This is a genomic window from Qipengyuania oceanensis (genome assembly GCF_009827535.1).
GTDB classification, from domain to species: Bacteria; Pseudomonadota; Alphaproteobacteria; order Sphingomonadales; family Sphingomonadaceae; genus Qipengyuania_C; species Qipengyuania_C oceanensis.
On record NZ_WTYN01000001.1, the window covers coordinates 470,220 to 491,515 of the forward strand.

The 21,296-nt window shown below is 63.9% G+C and carries 19 protein-coding genes; 7 read left to right on the forward strand and 12 right to left on the reverse strand.

Annotated elements, in window-relative coordinates; translation table 11 throughout:
- Positions 1–45 precede the first annotated feature (45 nt).
- From dnaE to GRI48_RS02310, 4 genes are all read right to left on the reverse strand, one after another.
- Complete coding sequence (dnaE, locus tag GRI48_RS02295) at positions 46–3,555, reverse strand: DNA polymerase III subunit alpha (protein ID WP_160670830.1); 3,510 nt, start codon at positions 3,553–3,555, stop codon at positions 46–48.
- 77 nt (positions 3,556–3,632) lie between these two features.
- The gene (locus GRI48_RS02300; RefSeq protein ID WP_160670833.1) at positions 3,633–4,112 is read right to left on the reverse strand and encodes a glutathione peroxidase; all 480 of its coding nucleotides are present in this window, start codon (positions 4,110–4,112) and stop codon (positions 3,633–3,635) included.
- A complete protein-coding gene (locus GRI48_RS02305) occupies positions 4,109–4,804 on the reverse strand; it encodes an ABC transporter ATP-binding protein (protein ID WP_160670836.1) in 696 nt (231 codons plus the stop codon). The genes GRI48_RS02300 and GRI48_RS02305 overlap by 4 nt, the downstream gene beginning before the upstream one ends.
- Complete coding sequence (locus GRI48_RS02310) at positions 4,797–6,038, reverse strand: lipoprotein-releasing ABC transporter permease subunit (RefSeq protein WP_160670839.1); 1,242 nt, start codon at positions 6,036–6,038, stop codon at positions 4,797–4,799. Before GRI48_RS02310 ends, GRI48_RS02305 begins: the two co-directional genes overlap by 8 nt.
- Before the next feature lie 158 nt (positions 6,039–6,196).
- Between GRI48_RS02310 and purF the strand changes: the two genes are divergently transcribed.
- The 3 genes from purF to GRI48_RS02325 all read left to right on the forward strand — a co-directional run bounded on the left by purF (position 6,197) and on the right by GRI48_RS02325 (position 8,848).
- Entirely contained in the window at positions 6,197–7,669 is a 1,473-nt protein-coding gene (gene purF, locus GRI48_RS02315; protein ID WP_160670842.1) for an amidophosphoribosyltransferase, read from the forward strand.
- Positions 7,669–8,391 (forward strand): SDR family NAD(P)-dependent oxidoreductase, encoded by a 723-nt coding sequence (locus GRI48_RS02320; protein WP_160670845.1) that lies wholly within the window; start codon positions 7,669–7,671, stop codon positions 8,389–8,391. Before purF ends, GRI48_RS02320 begins: the two co-directional genes overlap by 1 nt.
- 115 nt (positions 8,392–8,506) lie before the next feature.
- Positions 8,507–8,848: a PilZ domain-containing protein gene (locus tag GRI48_RS02325; RefSeq protein WP_160670848.1), complete on the forward strand. Its 342-nt coding sequence runs from the start codon at positions 8,507–8,509 to the stop codon at positions 8,846–8,848.
- A 7-nt stretch (positions 8,849–8,855) separates the two neighbouring features.
- Here GRI48_RS02325 and GRI48_RS02330 read toward each other — a convergent pair whose 3' ends face one another.
- From GRI48_RS02330 to GRI48_RS02340, 3 genes are read right to left on the reverse strand one after another with little or no spacing between them, the layout of a single operon-like run.
- Positions 8,856–10,043, reverse strand: coding sequence for a serine hydrolase domain-containing protein (locus GRI48_RS02330; protein WP_160670851.1), 1,188 nt, complete (start codon positions 10,041–10,043; stop codon positions 8,856–8,858).
- A complete protein-coding gene (locus tag GRI48_RS02335) occupies positions 10,043–11,287 on the reverse strand; it encodes an SAM-dependent methyltransferase (RefSeq protein ID WP_160670854.1) in 1,245 nt (414 codons plus the stop codon). The genes GRI48_RS02330 and GRI48_RS02335 overlap by 1 nt, the downstream gene beginning before the upstream one ends.
- 38 nt (positions 11,288–11,325) lie before the next feature.
- Positions 11,326–12,723, reverse strand: a complete 1,398-nt coding sequence (locus tag GRI48_RS02340; RefSeq protein WP_160670857.1) for a cryptochrome/photolyase family protein — start codon at positions 12,721–12,723, stop codon at positions 11,326–11,328.
- A gap of 41 nt (positions 12,724–12,764) precedes the next feature.
- Between GRI48_RS02340 and GRI48_RS02345 the strand changes: the two genes are divergently transcribed.
- Complete coding sequence (locus GRI48_RS02345; RefSeq protein ID WP_160670860.1) at positions 12,765–13,532, forward strand: phosphatase PAP2 family protein; 768 nt, start codon at positions 12,765–12,767, stop codon at positions 13,530–13,532.
- Here GRI48_RS02345 and GRI48_RS02350 read toward each other — a convergent pair.
- Positions 13,522–14,445 carry a metal-dependent hydrolase gene (locus tag GRI48_RS02350; protein WP_160670863.1) on the reverse strand — a complete coding sequence of 308 codons (924 nt, stop codon included), beginning with the start codon at positions 14,443–14,445 and terminating at the stop codon, positions 13,522–13,524. The two genes, GRI48_RS02345 and GRI48_RS02350, sit on opposite strands and share 11 nt — an antisense overlap.
- An 83-nt stretch (positions 14,446–14,528) precedes the next feature.
- Entirely contained in the window at positions 14,529–15,050 is a 522-nt protein-coding gene (locus tag GRI48_RS02355; RefSeq protein WP_160670866.1) for an EF-hand domain-containing protein, read from the reverse strand.
- A gap of 217 nt (positions 15,051–15,267) precedes the next feature.
- Here GRI48_RS02355 and GRI48_RS02360 point away from each other — a divergent pair, with 217 nt between their 5' ends.
- Positions 15,268–15,999, forward strand: coding sequence for a phosphatase PAP2 family protein (locus GRI48_RS02360; RefSeq protein WP_160670869.1), 732 nt, complete (start codon positions 15,268–15,270; stop codon positions 15,997–15,999).
- 21 nt (positions 16,000–16,020) lie between these two features.
- Here GRI48_RS02360 and GRI48_RS02365 read toward each other — a convergent pair whose 3' ends face one another.
- Positions 16,021–17,067 (reverse strand): 2-oxoacid:ferredoxin oxidoreductase subunit beta, encoded by a 1,047-nt coding sequence (locus tag GRI48_RS02365; protein ID WP_160670872.1) that lies wholly within the window; start codon positions 17,065–17,067, stop codon positions 16,021–16,023.
- A gap of 96 nt (positions 17,068–17,163) precedes the next feature.
- A complete protein-coding gene (locus GRI48_RS02370; RefSeq protein ID WP_160670875.1) occupies positions 17,164–19,110 on the reverse strand; it encodes a 2-oxoacid:acceptor oxidoreductase subunit alpha in 1,947 nt (648 codons plus the stop codon).
- 202 nt (positions 19,111–19,312) lie between these two features.
- Between GRI48_RS02370 and GRI48_RS02375 the strand changes: the two genes are divergently transcribed.
- Together GRI48_RS02375 and GRI48_RS02380 are read left to right on the forward strand one after the other, a co-directional pair.
- Complete coding sequence (locus GRI48_RS02375) at positions 19,313–20,266, forward strand: alpha/beta hydrolase (RefSeq protein ID WP_160670879.1); 954 nt, start codon at positions 19,313–19,315, stop codon at positions 20,264–20,266.
- Complete coding sequence (locus GRI48_RS02380) at positions 20,263–20,736, forward strand: RNA pyrophosphohydrolase (protein ID WP_160670882.1); 474 nt, start codon at positions 20,263–20,265, stop codon at positions 20,734–20,736. Before GRI48_RS02375 ends, GRI48_RS02380 begins: the two co-directional genes overlap by 4 nt.
- Before the next feature lie 15 nt (positions 20,737–20,751).
- On the opposite strand, the gene GRI48_RS02385 is transcribed toward GRI48_RS02380, so the two are convergent.
- A complete protein-coding gene (locus GRI48_RS02385) occupies positions 20,752–21,258 on the reverse strand; it encodes a hypothetical protein (RefSeq protein ID WP_202389172.1) in 507 nt (168 codons plus the stop codon).
- Positions 21,259–21,296: the final 38 nt, after the last annotated feature.

Here is a 21,296-nt window from a genome sequence, read left to right on the forward strand (position 1 = left end):
AGTTTGTTCAAGCGTCCTCTCCTTCGCCCGATTGTCAGGCCTGTTCTATGCGACGAGGCGCAAATGCTCGCTTCCCCGCCGCGTGGTCAGCGCCACATTGGCAAGGCCTTCGATGTTTGCCAAGCGTTCCGCGACTTCGCCATCGAGCCGGAAGTTGCGACCGAGCCGGACGGTGGGCTCTTCGCCGTTACCTGTCTTGAGGCAGAGCATGACCTCGCCCTGCCCGGGCGCGCCCGGTTCCAGCACGCTGGCGACCTCTGCAACGGCCAGCGGCGACAGCACGTCCATCTTGAGCAGCATCCGCGCGCTGCTGGTCACCTCGGATAGCGGACGCCCGCCGCGTACCGTGATCCGGGGCGGTTCATCGGCGCTCGGGCTGTCGAGTTCGACGTTGAGCAGGATGCAGGTGCCGTCCGCCGCCCATTGTTCGAACTTTTCGACCATGCCTTCCTCGAAACACGCAGCGCTGAACTGCCCGGTGTTGTCGGAGAAATCGGCGCGCACGAAATCCTTGCCGCGCCGGGTCTTTTCGCGCCGGACGTTCTCGACCATCGCAGCCATGACCGCGGGCGTGCGGCTGCCGGCCGGCGCGCCGCCTTCCATCAGCGATGCGAAGCTGCGCGCGCCATTGGCCGAGGCGACCGCGCGGAACTGCTGGACCGGGTGGGCGGAGAAATAGAAGCCGAAGTTCTCGCGCTCCTTCGCCATCTTCTCGGCGCGCGACCAGGGTTCGGCGTCGGTCAGCCGCAACGTGTCTTCCTGCTTTTCCTCGGAAAAGAACAGCCCCGCCTGTCCGCTCGACCGCTCACGCTCGGCATGGTCGGCGACCGCAAGCAGATGGTCGATATTGGCGAAGAGCCTGGCGCGGTTCTCGTCGATGGAATCGAGCGCTCCTGCGCAGATCAGCCCTTCGAGCTGGCGCGAGTTCATTGATCCCTTGGGCAACCGCTCGAAGAAATCCTGCAGGCTAGTGAAAGCGCCGTTGCTTTCGCGCTCGGCGACGATCGCCTCCATCGCCTTGCCCCCGACATTGCGGATCCCGGCAAGGGCGTAGCGTACCGCCAGCCCATGGTCGGTTTCCTCGACCGTGAAATCGGAACGCGAGGCGTTCACGTCCGGCGGCGCGATTTCCACGGGTCCGCCCTGCGCGACCGGATAGCGCCGTGCATCGTCGACGAAGATGGCGAGCTTTTCCGACTGGTGCATGTCGAAGCACATCGACGCGGCGTAGAATTCGTGCGGGTAATGCGTCTTGAGCCAGGCTGTCTGGTAGGCAAGGAGCGCGTAGGCGGCCGCGTGGCTCTTGTTGAAACCGTAGCCGGCGAACTTGTCGATCAAGTCGAACAGCTCGTTCGCCTGCTTCCTGTCGATCCCCGAAACTTCCTTGCAGCCATCGACGAAGCGCTGGCGCTGCGCGTCCATTTCGGCCTGAACCTTCTTGCCCATCGCGCGGCGCAACAGGTCGGCATCGCCGAGCGAATAGCCGGCGAGTATCTGCGCGGCCTGCATCACCTGTTCCTGGTAGACGAAAATACCGTAGGTCTCGGCGAGGATACCCTCGAGCCTCGGGTGCGGATACTCGATCGCGACCTCGCCCGCCTTGCGTTTTCCGAACAGCGGGATGTTGTCCATAGGACCCGGCCGATAGAGCGAGACGAGCGCGATGATGTCTTCGAACTTGGTGGGCTTCACCGCGGTCAGCGTGCGCCGCATTCCTTCCGATTCCAGCTGGAACACGCCGACGGTATTGCCCGATTTCATCAGGTCGTAGACGGTCGCATCGTCGAGCGGCAAGCGATCGAGATCGATCGAAACCCCGCGCGCCTCGAGCAGGTCGACGGCCTTGCGCAGGACAGACAGCGTCTTCAGGCCGAGGAAGTCGAACTTGACCAAGCCCGAGCTCTCGACGTGCTTCATGTCGAACTGGGTGACCGGGATGTCCGATCGCGGATCGCGATAAAGCGGGACCAGCTGGTCGAGCGGGCGATCGCCGATCACCACGCCGGCGGCGTGGGTCGAGCTGTTGCGCGGGAACCCCTCAAGCTGCATCGCGAGGTCGATCAGCCGCCTGACCTCGTTGTCGTTGTCGTATTCGCGCTTGAACTCGGCCACGCCGTTCAGCGCGCGCGGCAGGGTCCACGGATCGGTCGGATGGTTCGGCACCATTTTGCACAGCCGGTCCACGTGGCCGTAGCTCATCTGCAGGATGCGACCGCAATCGCGCAGCACGGCACGGGCCTTGAGCTTACCGAACGTAATGATCTGGGCGACGTGATCGCTGCCGTACTTGGCCTGCACGTACCGGATCACTTCGCCGCGGCGCGTTTCGCAGAAGTCGATGTCGAAGTCCGGCATCGAAACACGCTCGGGATTGAGGAATCGCTCGAACAGCAGGCCCAGCCTGATCGGATCGAGATCCGTGATCGTCAGTGCCCAGGCGACGAGGCTGCCGGCGCCGGACCCGCGCCCCGGCCCGACCGGGATGCCGTTGTCCTTCGCCCATTTGATGAAATCGGCAACGATCAGGAAGTAGCCGGGGAAGCCCATCTGGTTGATGATCCCGATCTCGTACTCGAGCCGGTCGTCGTATATCTTGCGCTCGTCGGCGCTCAGCTCGCCATAGGGCGCAAGACGCAGGTCTAGGCCCTTGCGCGAATCCTGTGCCAGCGCCCTCGCCTCGCCCTCGAGATCGCCGGCAAGGCTCGGCAGGATGGGATCGCGATATGGCGGTGCGAACGCAGTCCGCTGCGCGATGACGAGAGTGTTCGCGGTCGCCTCGGGCAGATCGTCGAACAATTCCTCCATCATCTTGGCCGACTTGACCCAGGCGTCCGGATTGGAGCGCGCGCGGTCCTCGTTATCGACATGGGTGGAAGCGGCAATGCAGAGCATCGCGTCATGCGCCTCGCTCATGTGCGGTTCGGCGAAATTCGCGGGATTGGTCGCCACCAGCGGCAGATCGCGCGCATATGCGAGATCGACCAGCGCATGTTCGGCGGCTTCCTCCACCGGATTGTGACGCCGCGCCAGTTCCACATACAGACGGCCAGGAAACAAACGTTCGAGTTCGGCCAGCACCGCTTCAGCATGCCTGTGTTGCTGTTCGGCGAGCAGCTTCGTCACCCCGCCTTCGCTCGCCCCGGTCAGCGCAATCAGGCCGTCGGTCCGTCCCTGTAGATCGGCCAGCCTGATATGCGGATCAAGCTCGAGCGGGCGTTCGAGATGCGCCTTGCTGACCAGATGGCAGAGGTTGTCGTAGCCTTCCTCGTTCTGCGCATAGAGCGGGAGGTAGTCGACCGGCGGCAGATCCCCGCCGCCGCCATGCTCGGCCTCGCGTGCCACGCCCAGCAGCGTGCCGATGATCGGCTGCACGCCTTCGTCCTTGCACGCCTTGGCGAACATGACCGCGCCGTAGAGCCCGTTGCGGTCGGCAATCGCGATCGCGGGAAAGCCGCGTTCCCTGGCAAGCTTGGCAATGCCCTTGGGGTCGATCGCCCCTTCGAGCATCGAGTAGGAGGAAAGGACGCGCAGCGGAACGAAGGGAGCGAAAGCCATGCGCGCAATATGCGAAGTTCGCGCGCGATTCTCCACCTCTGGCTGCCGTCAATTCTCCACAGCGGGCGAATATTTCGTCAGAGAAGCTTTTCGATGTCCTTGGCGATCCGTGCGGGCGTATCCTGCGGGGCGTAGCGCTTCACCACATTGCCCTCGCGATCGACGAGGAACTTGGTGAAGTTCCACTTGATCGCCTTGGAGCCCATCAGGCCGGGCGCTTCGCCCTTCATCCAGTCGAACAGCGGGCTGGCATCGTCGCCGTTGACGTCGACCTTCTCCATCAGCGGGAAGGTAACGCGGAAGTTCACCTTGCAGAACTCGGCGATCTCGTCGGCATTGCCCGGTTCCTGCGCCCCGAACTGGTTGCACGGGAAGCCGAGCACTTCGAAGCCCTTGTCGGCATAATCCTGGTAGAGCTTCTCGAGCCCGTCGTACTGAGGTGTGAAACCGCATTTGCTGGCCGTATTCACCACAAGCAGCACCTTGCCGAGCTTGTCCGACAGATCGACTTCCTCGCCCCGGTTCGAAGTCACGGTGAAATCGGCGATAGTCGTCATGCGTCTGCCTTCCCTTGATGCTGCAAGCGCCCTTCGTGCAAGCGTACCACCCGGTCCATCCTTGCAGCGAGACGCTCGTTATGCGTTGCGACGAGAGCGGCGCTTCCTTCCCCGCGAACGAGCGAAAGAAACTCCGCGAAGACGCGGTCCGAAGTCGCCTCGTCCAGATTGCCGGTAGGCTCGTCCGCCAGCACCAGTTCGGGCCGGTTGGCAAGCGCCCGGGCTACCGCGACGCGTTGCTGCTCGCCGCCCGACAGCTGGCTCGGCCGGTGGTCGAGCCGCTGCGCGAGGCCGAGCGCAGTCAGCAGTTCAGCGGCCCGATCTTCGGCCGTCGCGCGAGCGCGGCCTGCTACCAGCTGGGGTAGGACCACGTTCTCGATCGCGTTGAAATCGGGCAGCAGGTGATGGAACTGGTAGACAAAGCCCATGTGATTGCGGCGAAGCTCCGTGCGGCCGGACGCATCGAGCGTTTCCGCATCGGTCCCCGAGATGGCGATATTACCGCCAAACCCGCCTTCGAGCAGACCGACGGCCTGGAGCAGGGTCGACTTACCCGAGCCCGACGGCCCGAGCAGCGCGACGATCTCGCCCCGGTTGATGTCGAGATCCACGCCGCGCAGCACGTCGATCCGGACGCCGCCCTGCTCGAAACTGCGGGTCAGCCCACGCAGGCGTACGACAGGACTATTCATAGCGAAGCACCTGTACCGGATCGGTGCTCGACGCCTTGAACGCCGGGTAAAGCGTCGCAAGGAAGCTCATCACCAGCGCCAGCGCCGCGATCCCGACGACTTCGAGCGGATCGGTTCGCGAAGGCAGGGTGGAAAGGAAGCGGATCGACGGATCCCACAGGTTCTGCCCCGTGACGACCTCGATCAAACGCACGATGCCCTGCCGGAAATAGAGCACAATGAAGCCCAGGATCAGGCCGGCGAACGTGCCGATCGCGCCAACCGTGAAGCCGGTGGTGACGAAGATCTTGAGCAGGCTCTTCCGGGTCGCCCCCATCGTTCGCATGATGGCGATGTCGCGCGTTTTGGCGCGCACCAGCATGACCAGCGAGGACAGGATGTTGAACGCGGCCACCACGACCATGAAGCTGAGCGCGAAGAACATCGCCACCCGCTCCACCTGGAGCGCCTCGAACAGGGTCGCGTTGATCGTCTTCCAGTCGGAGACTACCGCCCTGCCCGACAAGCGCGCCTCTACCGGCGCGAGGATTTCCTCGACCCTATCGGGATCGGTCACCTTGACTTCGATCATGCCGACCGTGTCGCCGATCAGCAGCAGCGTCTGGGCATCTTCCATCGGCATGACGACGAAGGACTGGTCGTAATCGTAGATACCCACTTCGAAGATCGCGGCCACGCGGTAGCCGATCTGGCGCGGGACCGTACCGAACGGGGTCGAGCGGCCTTGCGGATTGATGATCGTGATCGTGTCACCGACACGCGCGCCGATGTTTTCGGCAAGCCTCGCGCCGATCGCGACATTGCTCGCACCGGCCTGCAGTTCGCCCAGGTTTCCGAAGACGACCTTGTCCTTCAGATCGTCGATGTCGCGCTGGACGTTGCCGCGCACGAGCACTGCCTCGACCCGGCCGTTGAAACTGGCGAGCAAGGGCTGCTCGATGAGCGGCGATGCGCTTACGACATCGGGCGTCTCGCGGATCTCGTTGAGGACATTTTCCCAGTCGTCGAGCCGGCCGCCGTACGCCTGGACGATGGCGTGGCCGTTCAGACCTACGATCTTGTCGAGCAGTTCGGCCCGGAAGCCGTTCATGACACTCATGACGATGACCAGCATCGCAACCGAGAGCATGACGACGCCCACCGAAATGCCCGCAACGAGCGCGATGAAGGCCTCGCCCCTGCCCGGAAGCAGGTAACGTTTTGCAATCGTCCATTCGAACGGGGAAAGTATCAAGACTTGCTCTGCATGATTGATGCGTGGCGTCGCCTTACGGAGAGCGCGCAGTGCGCGCAACGCGAAAAGCGGGCGCAGCCTGCCGCTCGGCCCTTGTAATCGACCTGCAACATCGCCATTGACCGGGCCAATCAGCGCAGCATCGGGCCGGCCCAGCCATGAACCTCACGCATCCGTTTCTAGACGTCGACGGCGACAAGCTGCGCGAGGAATGCGGTGTGTTCGGCGCAATCAATGCGCCCGACGCCGCGGCGCTGACCGCGCTGGGCCTCCACGCGCTCCAGCATCGCGGGCAGGAAGCGGCCGGCATCACCAGTTTCGACGGTGCGGAATTCTTTTCCCGGCGCGGCATCGGCCACGTGGCGGAAAACTTCTCGTCCAGCGAAGCGATCGCCGAACTTCCGGGCTTCATGGCCGCGGGCCATGTCCGCTATTCGACGACAGGCGGCTCCGGCCTCCGAAACGTGCAGCCGCTTTATGCAGACCTTGCATCCGGCGGTTTTGCCGTCGCGCACAACGGCAATATCTCGAACGCGGCCACCCTGCGCGAGGAACTTGTCGGTCGCGGTGCGATCTTCCAGTCGACTTCCGACACGGAGGTCATCATCCACCTCGTCGCGACGAGCCGCTATCCGACAATGATCGATCGCTTCGTCGACGCGCTGCGCATGGTCGAAGGTGCCTATTCGCTCGTCGTGATGACGCCGGAAGGCATGATCGCCTGCCGCGACCCGTTGGGGATCCGCCCGCTCGTGATGGGCCGCATCGGCGATGCCACGGTGTTCGCCAGCGAGAGCGTCGCTTTCGACGTGTGCGGCGCCGACTTCATCCGCCAGGTCGAGCCCGGTGAGCTCATCCGCGTTGATTTCGACGGAGAGATCCAGTCGCTCCGGCCCTTCGGGACGCACCGCCCGCGCCCCTGCATTTTCGAACACGTCTATTTCAGCCGCCCCGATTCGATCTTCGACGGCCGCTCGGTCTATTCGGCGCGCAAGGCGATCGGCCAGGAACTGGCCAAGGAAAGCCCGGCGGATGTCGACCTGGTCGTACCGGTCCCCGACAGCGGGGTACCGGCAGCCATCGGTTATGCGCAGGAATCGGGCGTTCCGTTCGAGCTCGGCATCATCCGGTCCCATTATGTCGGCCGCACTTTCATCCAGCCATCCGACAGCGCGCGTCATTCGGGCGTGCGGCGCAAGCACAACGCGAACCGCGGCCTGGTCGAAGGAAAGCGCATCGTTCTCATCGACGATTCGATCGTCCGCGGCACGACAAGCATGAAGATCGTGCAGATGATGCGCGATGCCGGTGCCCGCGAAGTGCATTTCCGTGTCGCCAGTCCGCCGACCGCGCACAGCTGCTATTATGGCGTAGATACGCCGGAGCGTTCGAAACTGCTTGCCGCGCGCATGGATGTCGAGCCGATGCGGGAATTCATCAAGGCCGACAGCCTCGCCTTCGTCTCGATCGACGGGCTTTATCGCGCGGTCGGCAGCGAGAAGCGCAACTCTTCGTGCCCGCAATTCTGCGATGCCTGCTTTACCGGCGAATATCCGACGTCGCTTACCGATCTCAACCAGCAGGTCGAAGGCAACGCTCAACTATCATTCCCCGTACACAAGGTCGCCTGATGTCCGTCGAAAAGCCATTCGAAGGGCGGCTTGCGCTCGTCGCGGGAGCGAGCAAGGGAATTGGCGCGGCCACGGCCAAGGCCCTGGCCGCAGCGGGCGCGCACGTCGTGCTGACCGGTCGTGACGTCAAGGCGCTCGAAGCGGTCGAAGACGAGATCCACGATGCGGGCGGAAATTCCACGATCGCGCCGCTCGATCTGACGGAGCCCGATGCCATCGCGCGGCTGGCCAATGCGATTGCCGGGCGTTGGGAGAAACTGGATTTCCTCGTCCTGTCAGCAGCTTATCTACCACACCTCACACCGGTTACGCAGATCGACGGCAAGCAGTTCAGCCAGGCAATCACGACGAACCTGATCGCTCCGCAGGCCCTTCTCGCCGCCTTCGATCCGATGTTGAAGCGCGCCGATGCCGCGCGCGTCATCGGGCTCACGAGCAGTATCGGTACGAGCCCCCGGCCCTACTGGTCTGCCTATGCGACCACCAAGGCGGCGTTCGAAAACCTGCTCGACAGCTATGCCGAGGAAGTCGAGCGCATCTCGAAAGTGCGGGTCGCGATCCTCGATCCCGGGGCGACGCGCACCGAAATGCGGGCAAAGGCCTATCCCGGCGAAGATCCGCAAAGCGTGAAGTCGCCCGACGTCGTCGCGGCTCGCATTTTCCAGCTGTTACGGCAGGACTTCGAGACCCGCTATCGCGAGCGCGTGGTTAATCCCGCTTAACCGTGTCCGGTGACGTTGCGGTCACCATTTCGCGTCATTCGTGCGTAGTCGTATCTCGTCAGCGCTTCGAAAGCCTGACCGATGCGATAGGGATAATCACGCAGGGGAACGCACCGTGACATCATCGACCCAGTACCGCTATGAAGTCGCCGCGCAGGAAGACCGCTGCGCTCCGCGCGTGAAGCTGACGATCCCGGGCCAGCTGCGCGCTTCGGGCGGACGGGCGTTCCAGACCGTCGTTCACGATCTCTCGATCTCCGGCTTTTCGGCATCGGCGATCAGCCGGATGCACGATGGGCAGCTTTGCTGGCTTACCTTGCCAGGGCTCGAATCCCTCCAGGCCCAGGTCGTCTGGTGGGACAATTGCCAGGTCGGTTGTGCGTTTTCAGAGTTGCTGAACCCGGTCGTGCACGAGAACATTCTCGCACGCTACTCAGGCCAGGGTGCCTACCGCTAAGCCGGAATCAATCCTCGAGAATTACCGGGATCAGGTCGCGTGTCGCCTGGCGATACTTCGAGCTTGTGGCCGTCGGCCAGTTGCTGACGGCGGCGATGACCAGCCGTTCCGACGGCACGATCGTGATCGACTGCCCGAAAATTCCCTGCGCGCCGTAAGCACCGTCCGGATAGGCCCACCACTGGTATCCGTATCCGAAGCCCGGCGCCTGCGGCCCGAACTCCACCAGCGGCGACCCGGACTTGGTGAACCATCCATCCGGCACCACGCCCTTCCCGCCTTCGAGCGCGAACTGGCCGAAACGCGCATAGTCGGACAGGCGCAACGACAGGCAGCAACCGCCGATATTGCCGCCGGTCAGATCCTGCATCCAGAACATGCCGCCCGCAAAGCCCGCCGGCTCCACGATCTTGCTTGCCGCGTATTCGGCCAGAGGCATGCCGGTCGCCTCCTCGACGATCAGGCCGAGCAGGTTGGTCTCCAGTGTCTTGTAGACCCATTTCTCCCCCGCCGGCGCTTCCCGACGCAGGGTCTTGGCGTAGGTGATCACTTGCGATTCGCCCGCGACCGGCTCGACGGCCAGCATCTTGGCCACATCGCTGTCGGGATCGGTGTAATCCTCGTTCCACGCGACGCCCGAGGTCATCGTAGCGATCTGGCCGACGTTCACGCCGTCGTAGGCGCTTCCGGCGAGCGCGGGAATGATCGAGACGACCGGTGTATCGATGCTGGCGATCTTGCCATCGCGGATCGCCGCGCCGAGCAATGTCGAGGTAAAGCTCTTCGCGACCGAGAAGCTCGTCCAGCGCTCTTGCGGCCCGAAGCCCAGACCATAGTCCTCGAACCGGACTTTCCCGTCCTGCAGCACCATGACCCCAGCCGCGCTGGACTCGCGCATCAGGCTGCGGATGGCGGCCTGTGCTTTCGGCGAAAGCGGTTGGCCCTGTGCCAGTGCGCGCGGATTGCTGGCGGCGGACACCTCCAGCCCGGTGAAGCGCTGTTCCATGTCGCGGAAAGCCGCGGAACGGCGCGCATCGTCCCAGAAGAGGATCGAGTCCGCTGCGGCCATGCTGGGCCCCTGGGCGGGAGTGACCTGCGTCACGGTTGGCTTCGCAGCCGTCGCCATCGGAGCGGTACCGTTGCTTGCGCAGGCTGCGAGCGCAAGCGCTGCCGCCGAAGCCATGAATGTTCGCATCAAGTCTCTCCCTCTTTCACCAGCGTGACCTGGTGTACATCGATACCGCCACCGCGGAACCCGCCTTCGCAATACATCAGATAGTAGCGCCAAAGGTCGATGAACGGCGCATCGAAACCGTCCGGCAACCGGCCCTGCGCAACAGCGAGGTCGAAACGCTCGCGCCACAGGCGGAGCGTCTCGGCATAATCGATGCCGAAATCCTGCTGGCCGTGCCATGCAAGCCCGCGCTCTTCGGCAAGCCTGCGAAACTCGCTGGTGCGGATCAGCAACCCGCCTGGAAAGATGTAAGCCTGGATGAAATCCGCGCTGGCGGCATAGTCGTCGAAGAGCTCGTCGCGCATGGAGATATACTGGATGGCCGCGCGGCCTCCCGGATTGAGGTTGCGGGCGATGCAGTCCATGAACGTCGGCCAGTACTCCCGGCCGAGCGCCTCGACCATCTCGACGCTCGCGATGGCGTCGAATGACCCGTCGACCGCGCGATAATCCAGATGCCGGAAATCGACGCCGGAATGGTGCGCCCGCGCCCAGGCGAGCTGTTCGTCGGAGAGGCTGATTCCGGTGACCTGGGCCCCGCGCTCGAGGAGAAACCCCGACAGCCCGCCCCAGCCGCAGCCGATTTCGAGCACGCTGGCCGGATCGCCGAGCCGTGCGGCGAGCAAAGCCCATTTCGCCTTCTGCGCGGCCTCGAGGTCGGTTGCGTCACCGAACATCGCGCTCGAATAGGTCATCGTCGGATCGAGCCACGCCTCGTAGAAATCATTGCCGAGATCGTAGTGCGCCGCGATGTTCTTCTTTGCGCCGGCGTGCGTGTTGCGGTTGACGAGGTGGGCCAGCTTGAGCGCGTGCCGGAACGGGCCCTTAGCCCGCGCGGTGTCGCCGAGCCTCTCGGCGTGCTGCATGAACAGGGCAAACAGGGGAACGGGATCCGGGCTCCACCATTCGCCGCTCGCCCACGCCTGGTACCAGCCGACCGAACCATTGCTCGCGAGCCGGACGAGCGCATTCCAGCTCCGCAGTTCAACCACGCATTCAAATCCCGGCGCGCGGCCGCCCAGCGTGCGCAAGGTGCCGTCGGGCAATCGCCCGTGGATCGTGCCGGAGATCAGGGCATCGTCTATCTTGTCGAGAATCTTGCCGAAGCCGGGAGCGATCATCCGGGCAATGAGGCCGGGCTTGCGCGCAAAGCGATTGCCGCCAGCAACGAGCTCCCTTCCGCGCCTGGTCGTGATCGCATCCATCCGGCTGCCCCTAAGCCCCAGCGGCGGCGAAACGCAAGTCAGCCGTTCTTGCTGTCCCGATATGCCTGCAAAGCGCGCTCCCGCGCCTCCTTGTGGCCGATGATCTTGGCGGGATAATCGCCCCGCCTATCGTCGGGCGGGTCATGGATGCAGTCGTCGTCGACATCGGCGAGCTCGGGTACATATTCGCGAATGTAACCGGCTGCATCGAACTTCTCGCTTTGGCTCAGCGGTGCCATGATCCGGCTGAACATGTTGCTGTCGACGCCCGTTCCGGAAATCCACTGCCAGTTGACGCCGTTGTTCCCATAGTCGGCATCGACCAGGCAGTCCCAGTACCATTGCTCGCCATGGCGCCAGTCGATCAGGAGATGCTTCACCAGAAAGCTGGCGCAGATCATCCGGACGCGATTGTGCATCCAGCCGGTTTGCCACAACTGGCGCATCCCGGCGTCGACGACCGGATAACCCGTCATCCCCTTTTGCCAGCATTCCAGTTCCTCCTGGATCAGATGCCCGGAATTGGGGTTCCGCCACAGCGTACGCTCGTCGTAGTCGCGGTAACTGTCACGCGCGTAATCGGGAAACTGGCAGATCACATTCTGAGCGTAGTCACGCCAGATGATCTCCTTGAGGAAGGTTTGCCAGCCGGAAGAGCGCTTGTCCTTCAGCCGGTGATAGACCTGCACCGGCGTGATCTCGCCCCAGTGCAGATGCGGCGACAGGCGGCTGGTCGTATCCTGCGAAGGGAGATTGCGGCCTTCGTCGTAATCGCCGACTTCGTCCGCCCACCAGTCGAGCCGCTTGTGCGCGGCCTGCTCGCCGAACTTCCAGAAATTGCGGATGCCCCCTGCCCAGTCCGGCTTCGTCGGAAGCAGGCTCCACTCGTCGAGATCATCGCTCCCGGGCCAGGTTTCGGGGGAATGGATAATGTCGGGCTCGGGAAGCTCGTCGCGTGGCGGCAGGCAATCGAGCATCGATTTCGCGAAAGGGGAGTAGATCTTGTAGGGATCGCCCGAACCGGTGGTCACACTGCCGGGAGGCATGAGGTAATTGCCATCGTGAAGCACCAGTGTGCAATCTTCCGGAAGGGCGTCGGCAAGCTCTTCCTCGGCCTTTTTCCACCACGGTTCGTAATGGCGGTTGGCATGGATCGCCCCTGCCCCGAATTCATCGGCCAGCGCAGCGAGGATCTGCGGCGCATCGCCCTTGCGCAGCACGATTTGCGAGCGTCTGCCGCCGAACGAGTTGCCGAGGCTCTCGAGCGAATGGTGCAGCCAGACCCGGCTCGCACCGCCATACGCGTGGTCGCCAGCTCGATCGTCGTCGAGGACGAAGACCGGAATTACCGGGCCCGCCTGCGAGGCGGCATGGAGGGCGGGCTGATCGGCCAGGCGCAGGTCGCGCCGCAGCCATACGATTTGCGGAGAACTCATGGCCTTGGAACGGGACTGCCCCGAGAAGGGTTCCGGCACACATGAACACCAATTCCGAACTCGTCGACCGGGACGATCCGCCGCTGCCGGCGCAAACTGTCCGGATCCCGGCACGCGGCTACGCGATCGACCGGCGCAAGGTCTTGATCGTCGCCGCCTTGTTGTGGGCCGGATTTGCCGTGGTCGCCTGGATGGTGCTCAACGGTCGTACCGGCGCGTTCGACGAATGGGGCCTGAAGCTGTTTCGCACCGGCGCGGATTTCCATGCCGCGGGTTCGGAGAAGCTGGTCGAGGCCGTGCGCGACATGACGGCACTGGGCGGCGTGTTCCTGCGCAATCTTTTTGCGCTTGCCGCCGTCGTCGCGCTCCTGTTCCTCAGGCTTCGGCGCGAAGCGGTCCTCTATGCCTTGGCGGTCATGGCGGGGTGGCTGGTCAACAGCGGCCTCAAGCTGGTGGTTGGCCGCGAACGCCCGCAGATCGTCCCACACCTGACTTCGGCGGGTGGCGAAAGCTTTCCGAGCGGCCACAGCTTTTCATCGGCAGTAGTGTGGATCGGCATGGCGCTGGCCTTCGCTACGTTGAGCAATCGCCACTCCGTCCGCTACACCATGGTCGTCGCGGCTATGGCTTTGGCGGGCATGGTGGCGTGGAGCCGCGTGATGCTGGGCGTGCACTTCCCGAGCGATGTCGTCGCGGGCTGGCTCGCGGGGAGCGGCTGGGCCTTCCTGTCTGCGGCGCTGTTCTATGGCGCTGCAAAAAGCGCGGCCGACAGCGAGACCGCCCGCAAGCTCGATCCGTCTAGCCGCTGACCAGCCCCTCGCACTCCAGTTCCGGGATTTTGACCGTGAACCGGTCACGCGACAGCGGGTCGTAATAGCGCGCATCGGCAAGCCAGTAGCTGCCGTCCTCGCGCGGAACGATCAGCGGCGTGCGAGACCAGAAAAGGAAAGCGCGAACCTGTTCGTCGGCTTCACCGGCAGCCGCGAGATCGCAGCGGTCGAGCGGAATGCCGGGCAAGGTCTTGTCCGCACCGATCGTGTAGAGGCCATTTCCACCGGAAATCATCTCGCGCTGCCACGACCACAACGGCGGCGGACTGGCGATGACCACCTCCGCGCCGGTCGGACTGTCGGTCACCGCGGCCTCTGCACGGGCCGTGATCAGGGCGTTCACCCCGATATAAGCCAGCGCCACGCTCAGCGCGATGCGCGCGGGCTGCTTCCATTCCCCGGCTCTCCTCTCGCGTCGCAGGGAGAACCACGTCGCGAAGCCCATCAGCACCCACAGCCAGATGTCGATGATGAAGAGCACGTCGCCGTAGAACCATCGAGAGGAGAACGGCTCGAGCAGGCGGATTCCATAGACGTTCAGCCAGTCGAGTGCGGGGTGCGTAAGGCAGCCGATGAAGCTCAGCAGGAACAGCCATTTGAAGCTGACCGGAAGGCGGCTCTCGGGTCGTTTCCCGCGGCTCGCCTGCCAACGGTCGATGCCGTAGAGTAGCCCCGCCAGTATCAGTGGCAGCAGCACGAGCGCGGGCGGGCCGTGCGTGATCCCGCGCCGGAAAGCCAGGTGTTCCACTCCGTTGAGCCAGAAGAAGCATGCCGCATCGACGTCGGGCAGGTTGGCCCCGATGATCAGCGCTGGCATGGCGAGGCCGGTCTTCTTCTTCAGGCCCGCCTGCCCGATCAGCGCGCCGACCAGGCTATGAGTGATATTGTCCATGGCCGATGGACTAGTGGCTCGTCGGCAAAAGAAAAGGGCGCCGGAATCCTTCCAGCGCCCTTCCCTCGATTATTTGGCTAGCGTCAGCCGAGATCATCGCCCCTGCGCGCGGAGGTGAACTCGCGCTGCGACAGTTCGCCGTCACGATTCTGGTCGTAATAATAGAAGCTGTCGACGATACGCTTTTCCTGCTCGTCGGTCAGTTCGGCGTTGCCCTGCTCGACCGTAGCGGCCCAGATGGCATATTCGCCCGGAGTTAGATGGGCGTCGTCATTGCGATCGAGATCCGCCCAGCTGAGGCCAGCGCGCGGATCGGTGTCGGCCTGGGTCGCGGCGTCCGCAGCGTCGCCATCGGCAGTCGCGGCTGTTTCGTTCTCCTGGCGATACCCCATGTATTCCTCGCGGAATGCTGCCATGTCGGCCTCGTCGCGCAGAGCCTGCGCTTCGGGCGCAAGCGTGTAATCGCGGCTTGCCGGATCGTATTCAGCAACGGGGGTAGGAGTGGCAGTCGGCGTCGGCTCTGGCTGCTGCGGCTCTCCGCCGCATGCGGTGAGCGCAAGTGCCAGGCTCGAGGCCAGAATGGTCTTGGTCGTCAGGGTGTTCACGAAAGTCTCCGTTGGGTGGTCTTGGCCCGTGACCACGGGCTGCGAACCCATAACGGGCGCAAGGCGGATTGGTTCACCAATATTTCTGCACCTGCGAACCGGGCTTTCCTCTCCTTCCCCTGACCGATGGCCGTGCCAGACAATCACTCGCGCGCCCGTGCACCCGCTTTGCCAATCCGTGCGTTACGCTCTTCAAGACAGGTTGGAACCACCGCTCATGCTCCAGAAATTGCGCACCGCAATCACATGCGAATATCGCCTCCTGCTGGGAGCGATCGGCACGCTCCTGCTGCTATGGGGCTTCGGGGCGCTGGCCGGGGAGATGATCGAAGGCGAGACAGGTGCCTACGATAGTAAGATCGAACTGGCCTTGCGCCATTCGGACAATTTGGCCGTGCCCGTTGGGCCGGCTTTTCTGAAGACGGCGATGATCGATCTCACGGCTCTGGGTAGCGAGACGATCCTGACTCTGGTCACCGTGCTCGCGATAGCCTTCCTGCTGCTGCGCAAGCGGCAGAACCAGGCATTGCTGGTCGCGGCAGCGGTAGGCGGCGGCGCGCTGCTTAGCGGACTTCTGAAGTCGCAGTTCTCGCGCGCCCGCCCCGAGATCGTGCCCCATCTCGTGCCGGTCCACTCGGCTAGCTTCCCGAGCGGTCACGCGATGAACAGTGCTATCGTCTACCTCACGATCGCCGTCTTGATCGCGCGCAGTTACGAGGATGCGCGCACGCGCAATTTCATTGTCGGGCTGGCAGTGATCGCAACAGGCGTGATCGGATTCAGCCGCGTCTATCTCGGGGTCCACTGGCCGAGCGATGTCGCAGCCGGCTGGCTCGTCGGCGGCGCATGGGCAAGCCTGATGGGCCTGGTCGCGGTGACGCTGCAGCGCCGCCGCAAGATCGAACAGCCGGCCCGACCCAGTTCGGATACGGAGCAGGCCAGGCCGTAAGGCCCGACCCGTGCCGATTGCCTAGATAGGATCCTGCGCGGTCCCGTCGACGGTCCAGGTCTGGCCAGTGCCCAGCAGCTTTGCGAGATTGGCAGTCTTGCCGCTGGTCGCTTTTTCGCGCTCTGCCGCGACACCATCCTCGAAGGTCGGCGCCGGATCGTCGTAGAGCACGCCGAGCGCCATCGGGAACGGACCGAAGGGCATTTCGACGAGCATGTGCGCGATGACGCGATTTGTGGCGTCGTGCACCAGCACGCCCGCCTCTTCCCAATTGTCTTCGGTTGCCTCGACAACCTTCAGGTGCAGCCCGTCACGATCGAGCGCGATGCCCTTGTCGTAACCGGTCTTTTCGTCGCCGAAGAGCATCGGCTTGCCATGTTCGAGCCACAGCTGGCGATCTCCCGCCCCCTTGGGCGCGGCGAAATCGTCGAACACGTCCTTGTTGTAGACGATGCAGTTCTGGAAGATCTCGATGAAGGCGGCGCCCTTGTGGCCGTGCGCGGCCTTCAGGACGTCCGGCAGGTTCTTCGAGACGTCGAAACCGCGACCGACGAAGCGCGCACCGGCACCGAGCGCGAAGGCAGCGGGATTGGCCGGGCGGTCGTAGCTACCGAGCGGGGTCGACGGGCTGCGCGTCCCGACCCGGCTGGTCGGCGAGAACTGGCCCTTGGTCAGCCCGTAAATCTCGTTGTTGAACAGCATGATCTGCATGTTCACGTTACGCCGCAACACATGCATCAGGTGATTGCCGCCGATCGAGAGCCCGTCGCCGTCGCCGGTCACCAGCCAGATGTCGAGATCCGGGTTGGCGAGCTTGACGCCCGTTGCCACGGCAGGCGCACGTCCGTGGATCGTGTGGAAGCCGTAGGTTTCCATATAGTAGGGGAAGCGGCTCGAGCAGCCGATACCGCTGATGAAGCAGGTGTTGGCAGGGTTTGCTCCAAGCTGCGGCAGCGTGCGCTGTACGGCCTTGAGGATCGCATAGTCGCCGCAACCCGGACACCAGCGAACCTCCTGGTCGGTTTCCCAGTCCTTGAGCGTGGTTTCGAACTTTGCCGGTGCGTTCATCAGGATTTTCCGATCGTTATTCCGGCCGCGATGATCACGGCGATCAGCGCCGCTATCACCAGGCCAAGGACGAATTTTTTCTGCCTGTCGGTCACTCTATGCCTCGTCCTGCCCTGGACTGGGCAATTGCTGGTCGTTGACCTCGACCTGCCCGCCTTCATTGCCGTCAATATCGTCGAAGAATTTCGCGATAGCGGCTTCGAGTTCGGCGATCTGGAACGGCTGTCCGCTGGTCTTCGTCAGCGGCTGCGCGTCGACGAGGAACTGGTCACGCAGTACGGTCTTGAACTGGCCGGTGTTCATCTCGGGCACGAGGATCTTGTCGAACTTGCGAAGCAGCTCGCCGGTGTTTGCCGGCAGCGGCCAGATGTGACGGAATTGGATATGACTGACGTCCATGCCCTTGCCTCGGCAGTTGTCGACCGCGCGGCGGATCGGGCCGAAGGTCGACCCCCAGCCGACGACGGCAAGCTTGCCGCCCTCTTCGCCCAGCGTGACACCCTGAGGTGCCAGCTCGCGCGCAATCCCGTCGATCTTGGCCTTGCGTGCATCGGTCATGGCCTGGTGATTGTCCGGCGAATAATCGATGTTGCCTGTTTCCAGGTGCTTCTCGATCCCGCCGATGCGATGCATCATTCTCGGCGTACCGGGCTTGATCCACGGACGGGCGCCGTTCTCGTCACGCTTGTAGGGAAGCAGTTGCTCGCCCCGCGGCTCGGTCAGGAAAGATGCCGGAAACGGCTCGAAGGTGGCCGGGTCGGGGACTTTCCACGGCTCGGCGGCATTGGCGATATAACCGTCGGTCAACAGCATAACCGGGGTCATGTACTTGACCGCGATACGGCAGGCCTCGATCGCACATTCGAACGCGTCTGCCGGGCTGCTGGCAGCGATAACCGGCATCGGTGCATCGCCGTTGCGACCGTAAACCGCCTGGTAGAGGTCGCTCTGTTCGGTCTTGGTCGGCAGGCCGGTCGAAGGGCCGCCGCGCTGCGAGTTCACGATCACCAGCGGCAGCTCGGTCATGATCGCAAGGCCCATCGCCTCGCCCTTGAGCGCGATGCCGGGGCCAGAGGAACTCGTGACGCCCAGACTGCCGGCATAGCTGGCGCCGATCGCGGCGCAGATCGCGGCGATCTCGTCTTCCGCCTGGAAGGTGGTGATCCCGTATTCCTTCAGCCGGGCAAGGTGATGCAGGATCGCGCTTGCCGGAGTGATCGGATACCCGCCGAAGAACATCGGCAACTCGGCCAGCTGGGCTCCCGCGACCAGGCCAAGGCTCACGGCTTCCGCGCCGGTGATCGTGCGATAGAGGCCGGGTTCCGAGGGAACCGGATCGACATGCACCTGCCGCAAGGGGCCGGCCAGCTCGGCGGTCTCGCCATAGGCATGACCGGCATCGAGCGCAGCGATATTGGCGTCGGCGATGTCGGGCTTGGACTTGAACTTGTCGCGCAGCCACTGGTGGATCGGATCGCGCGGGCGGTCGAACATCCACAGCGCCAGCCCCAGCGTCCACATGTTCTTGGACCGCAGCGCATCCTTGTTGCCGAGGCCGAAGGGCTTGACCGCCTCGATCGTCTTCTCGCTGATGTCGAAAGCGAGCAGCTGCCACTTGTCGAGGCTGCCATCCTCGAGCGGGTTGGTGTCGTATTTCGCCTTGTCGAGATTGCGCTTCGAAAACTCGCCGGTGTCGGCGATGATCAGGCCGCCCGGCTTGAGCGCCGCAAGATTGGTCTTCAGCGCCGCAGGGTTCATCGCGACGAGCACGTCCGGCGCATCGCCCGCCGTGTTGATCTCGCGACTGCCGAAGTTGATCTGGAAGGCCGACACACCGAACAACGTGCCCTGCGGCGCGCGGATTTCGGCGGGGAAATCTGGGAAGGTTGCAAGATCGTTGCCCGCAAGCGCGGTCGACAGCGTGAACTGGCCGCCGGTCAACTGCATGCCGTCACCGGAATCTCCGGCGAAGCGGACGACGACCGCCTCTGGGTTGCCCGATTTGTCGGGGCCGTCGGGCCGTTCGGCGGCAGTGGTCGCCATGTGCAATCCTTTTCGTGCGCCTCGACGTGCGCCAGTCCTCTGGGGACGTTTCAGTTTCGGGAATGGGCACCTATGAAGCGCCCCCCTCTCCCGCAATCAACATTTTCTCCCATGGCGACAAAATGTCGAGTGGAAAAGCCCGTGCAGCCAGCCTAACCTGTCGAAAAGGCTAGCCCGCAAACGGGCACCGCGAGGAGAGCGCATGACCGATACCACCCCCTATGTCCGCGACGATGTGAAGGCTTTCCTGGCGATGCTGGCCCAGGCGGGCGGTCCGGCGATCGACGAGGTTTCGCTTGAAGAGGCCCGGGCGGCCTACCAGGCGATGCACGATCTCGCCGATCGACCGGCGCGGGAGCTGCCGGTCGTCCGCGACCTGACCTGTCCGGGCCCGGCGGGCGAGATACCCCTTCGCCTGTACGATGCGCGCGACACGCGCGAGGCCGGTCCCGTCATCGTCTTCTATCACGGGGGCGGCTTCGTCATCGGAGACCTCGATACGCACCACAATCTGTGCACCGAAATCGCGGCCCAGATGGATCTGCCCGTCGTCGCGGTCGACTATCGTCTCGCGCCGGAGCATCCCTTCCCTGCCGCGATCGAGGATTGCGAGGCAGCGACGCGCTGGATTGCGAGCAATCCGGACGAGCTCGGCCGCAACGCCAGCGGCATCGTCACCATCGGCGACAGTGCGGGTGGCAACGCCACGATCGTCGTCGGGCAATTGCTCGCAGCACAGGACGCAGAGGTGCCAGTCGTCCTGCAGGTGCCGATCTTTCCGCTCGCCGCCGATGCCTTCGGCTCCAAGAGCATCGAGGATTTCGCCGACGGATATGTCCTGACGCGCCGCGCGATAATATTCTTCGACACCCATTACGCGCCGGTCCGGGACGATCCGCGGGCCATGCCCATCCTCGGCGACATTGCCGCCAGCCCGCCGACCGTTCTGGTCACCGCCAGCCTCGACCCGATCCGCGATTCGGGCCGCGAATACGGGGCAGCACTTGCGCATCACGGCATCGACCACATCTTCCTCGAAATGAAAGGCGTCACCCACTCGTTCACCAACCTGCGCCAGGCGGTACCCGGCACGCAGGACGATCTCGAGACGGTGTTCGCCGCGATGAAGCTGATGCTGGAGCGTCTGGATCGATGAACGAACTGGGTTACCGCCCCTGCGTGGGCGTGATGCTGGTCAACTCCGAAGGCAAGGTCTTCGTCGGGCGCCGGATCGATACCAAGGAAGGCGACTGGTGGCAGATGCCGCAGGGCGGCGTGGACGAAGGCGAAGACCTCGACAGTGCGATGCTGCGCGAACTGCACGAGGAAACCGGCGCCAGGCCGGAGCATATCTCCGTGCTCAAGGCGATGGACGAACCGCTCCGCTACGACTTGCCCGATGAATTGATCGGCAAACTATGGGGCGGGAAGTATCGCGGGCAGGAGCAGGTTTGGTATCTCGCGCGCTTCAAGGGCACCGAAGCCGATATCGATCTCGATGCGCACGATCCGGCGGAATTCTGCGACTACAAATGGGTCGATGCGGAAGATCTTCCGGACCTGATCATCCCGTTCAAGAAACGCGTCTACCGCCAGGTAGTGGAGGCATTCCGCGAACTCGTTTGAGTTCGGCCAACGCGTTCAATTCTGCGATACGACCTGAGTGTCGGGCATGACCGCTTCGGCAGTCATGACGCGTTCGCGTGGCTGGCGCGACAGCGCGATGGCTAGACTGCGCGTCTCCGTGCAATTCGCCCCGCACAGCGATTTGAGCTTGGCAAGGTTGCGGCGCGCCTTCTCGATCGCGCCCTTTTCGACCAGGGCCTCGCCCTCGCCCGAAATCGCGGCGAAATTCTTGGGGTCGCGAGCCAGGGCCTCCCGGTAGTAGCCGATCGCCTTGCCCTGCAGTTCCTCGGCGCGGGCGGCTTCGGCGAGCTTGAGAAGCACCGGCGTGTATCCGGGATCGATCGAGAGGGCGGCTTCGTAGGAATCGATCGCGCCCTGCGCATCATCTGCGGCCAGCGCCTTGTCCCCTTCGGCAAGCAAGGCGACAGCTCGAGGATCCGGGGCGCGATCTGCGCTCAGCCCCACGCTCGCGCTCACAGCCAGCATCAGCGACAGGGCAGCGGCGGCGGGTGCGTAACGCATCAGGGTCTCCCGGAATGGAGTTGAAATTTCCCTCGCCA

Excerpts from the sequence above, each read along its gene's own strand:
- GRI48_RS02330 (WP_160670851.1), bottom strand. The coding sequence starts at position 10,043 with ATGCGAACATTCATGGCTTCGGCGGCAGCGCTTGCGCTCGCAGCCTGC.
- GRI48_RS02360 (WP_160670869.1), top strand. The coding sequence starts at position 15,268 with ATGCTCCAGAAATTGCGCACCGCAATCACATGCGAATATCGCCTCCTG.
- GRI48_RS02385 (WP_202389172.1), bottom strand. The coding sequence starts at position 21,258 with ATGCGTTACGCACCCGCCGCCGCTGCCCTGTCGCTGATGCTGGCTGTG.
- purF (WP_160670842.1), top strand. The coding sequence starts at position 6,197 with ATGAACCTCACGCATCCGTTTCTAGACGTCGACGGCGACAAGCTGCGC.
- GRI48_RS02335 (WP_160670854.1), bottom strand. The coding sequence starts at position 11,287 with ATGGATGCGATCACGACCAGGCGCGGAAGGGAGCTCGTTGCTGGCGGC.
- dnaE (WP_160670830.1), bottom strand. The coding sequence starts at position 3,555 with ATGGCTTTCGCTCCCTTCGTTCCGCTGCGCGTCCTTTCCTCCTACTCG.
- GRI48_RS02375 (WP_160670879.1), top strand. The coding sequence starts at position 19,313 with ATGACCGATACCACCCCCTATGTCCGCGACGATGTGAAGGCTTTCCTG.
- GRI48_RS02350 (WP_160670863.1), bottom strand. The coding sequence starts at position 14,445 with ATGGACAATATCACTCATAGCCTGGTCGGCGCGCTGATCGGGCAGGCG.
- GRI48_RS02370 (WP_160670875.1), bottom strand. The coding sequence starts at position 19,110 with ATGGCGACCACTGCCGCCGAACGGCCCGACGGCCCCGACAAATCGGGC.
- GRI48_RS02320 (WP_160670845.1), top strand. The coding sequence starts at position 7,669 with ATGTCCGTCGAAAAGCCATTCGAAGGGCGGCTTGCGCTCGTCGCGGGA.
- GRI48_RS02340 (WP_160670857.1), bottom strand. The coding sequence starts at position 12,723 with ATGAGTTCTCCGCAAATCGTATGGCTGCGGCGCGACCTGCGCCTGGCC.
- GRI48_RS02380 (WP_160670882.1), top strand. The coding sequence starts at position 20,263 with ATGAACGAACTGGGTTACCGCCCCTGCGTGGGCGTGATGCTGGTCAAC.
- GRI48_RS02365 (WP_160670872.1), bottom strand. The coding sequence starts at position 17,067 with ATGAACGCACCGGCAAAGTTCGAAACCACGCTCAAGGACTGGGAAACC.
- GRI48_RS02345 (WP_160670860.1), top strand. The coding sequence starts at position 12,765 with ATGAACACCAATTCCGAACTCGTCGACCGGGACGATCCGCCGCTGCCG.
- GRI48_RS02305 (WP_160670836.1), bottom strand. The coding sequence starts at position 4,804 with ATGAATAGTCCTGTCGTACGCCTGCGTGGGCTGACCCGCAGTTTCGAG.
- GRI48_RS02300 (WP_160670833.1), bottom strand. The coding sequence starts at position 4,112 with ATGACGACTATCGCCGATTTCACCGTGACTTCGAACCGGGGCGAGGAA.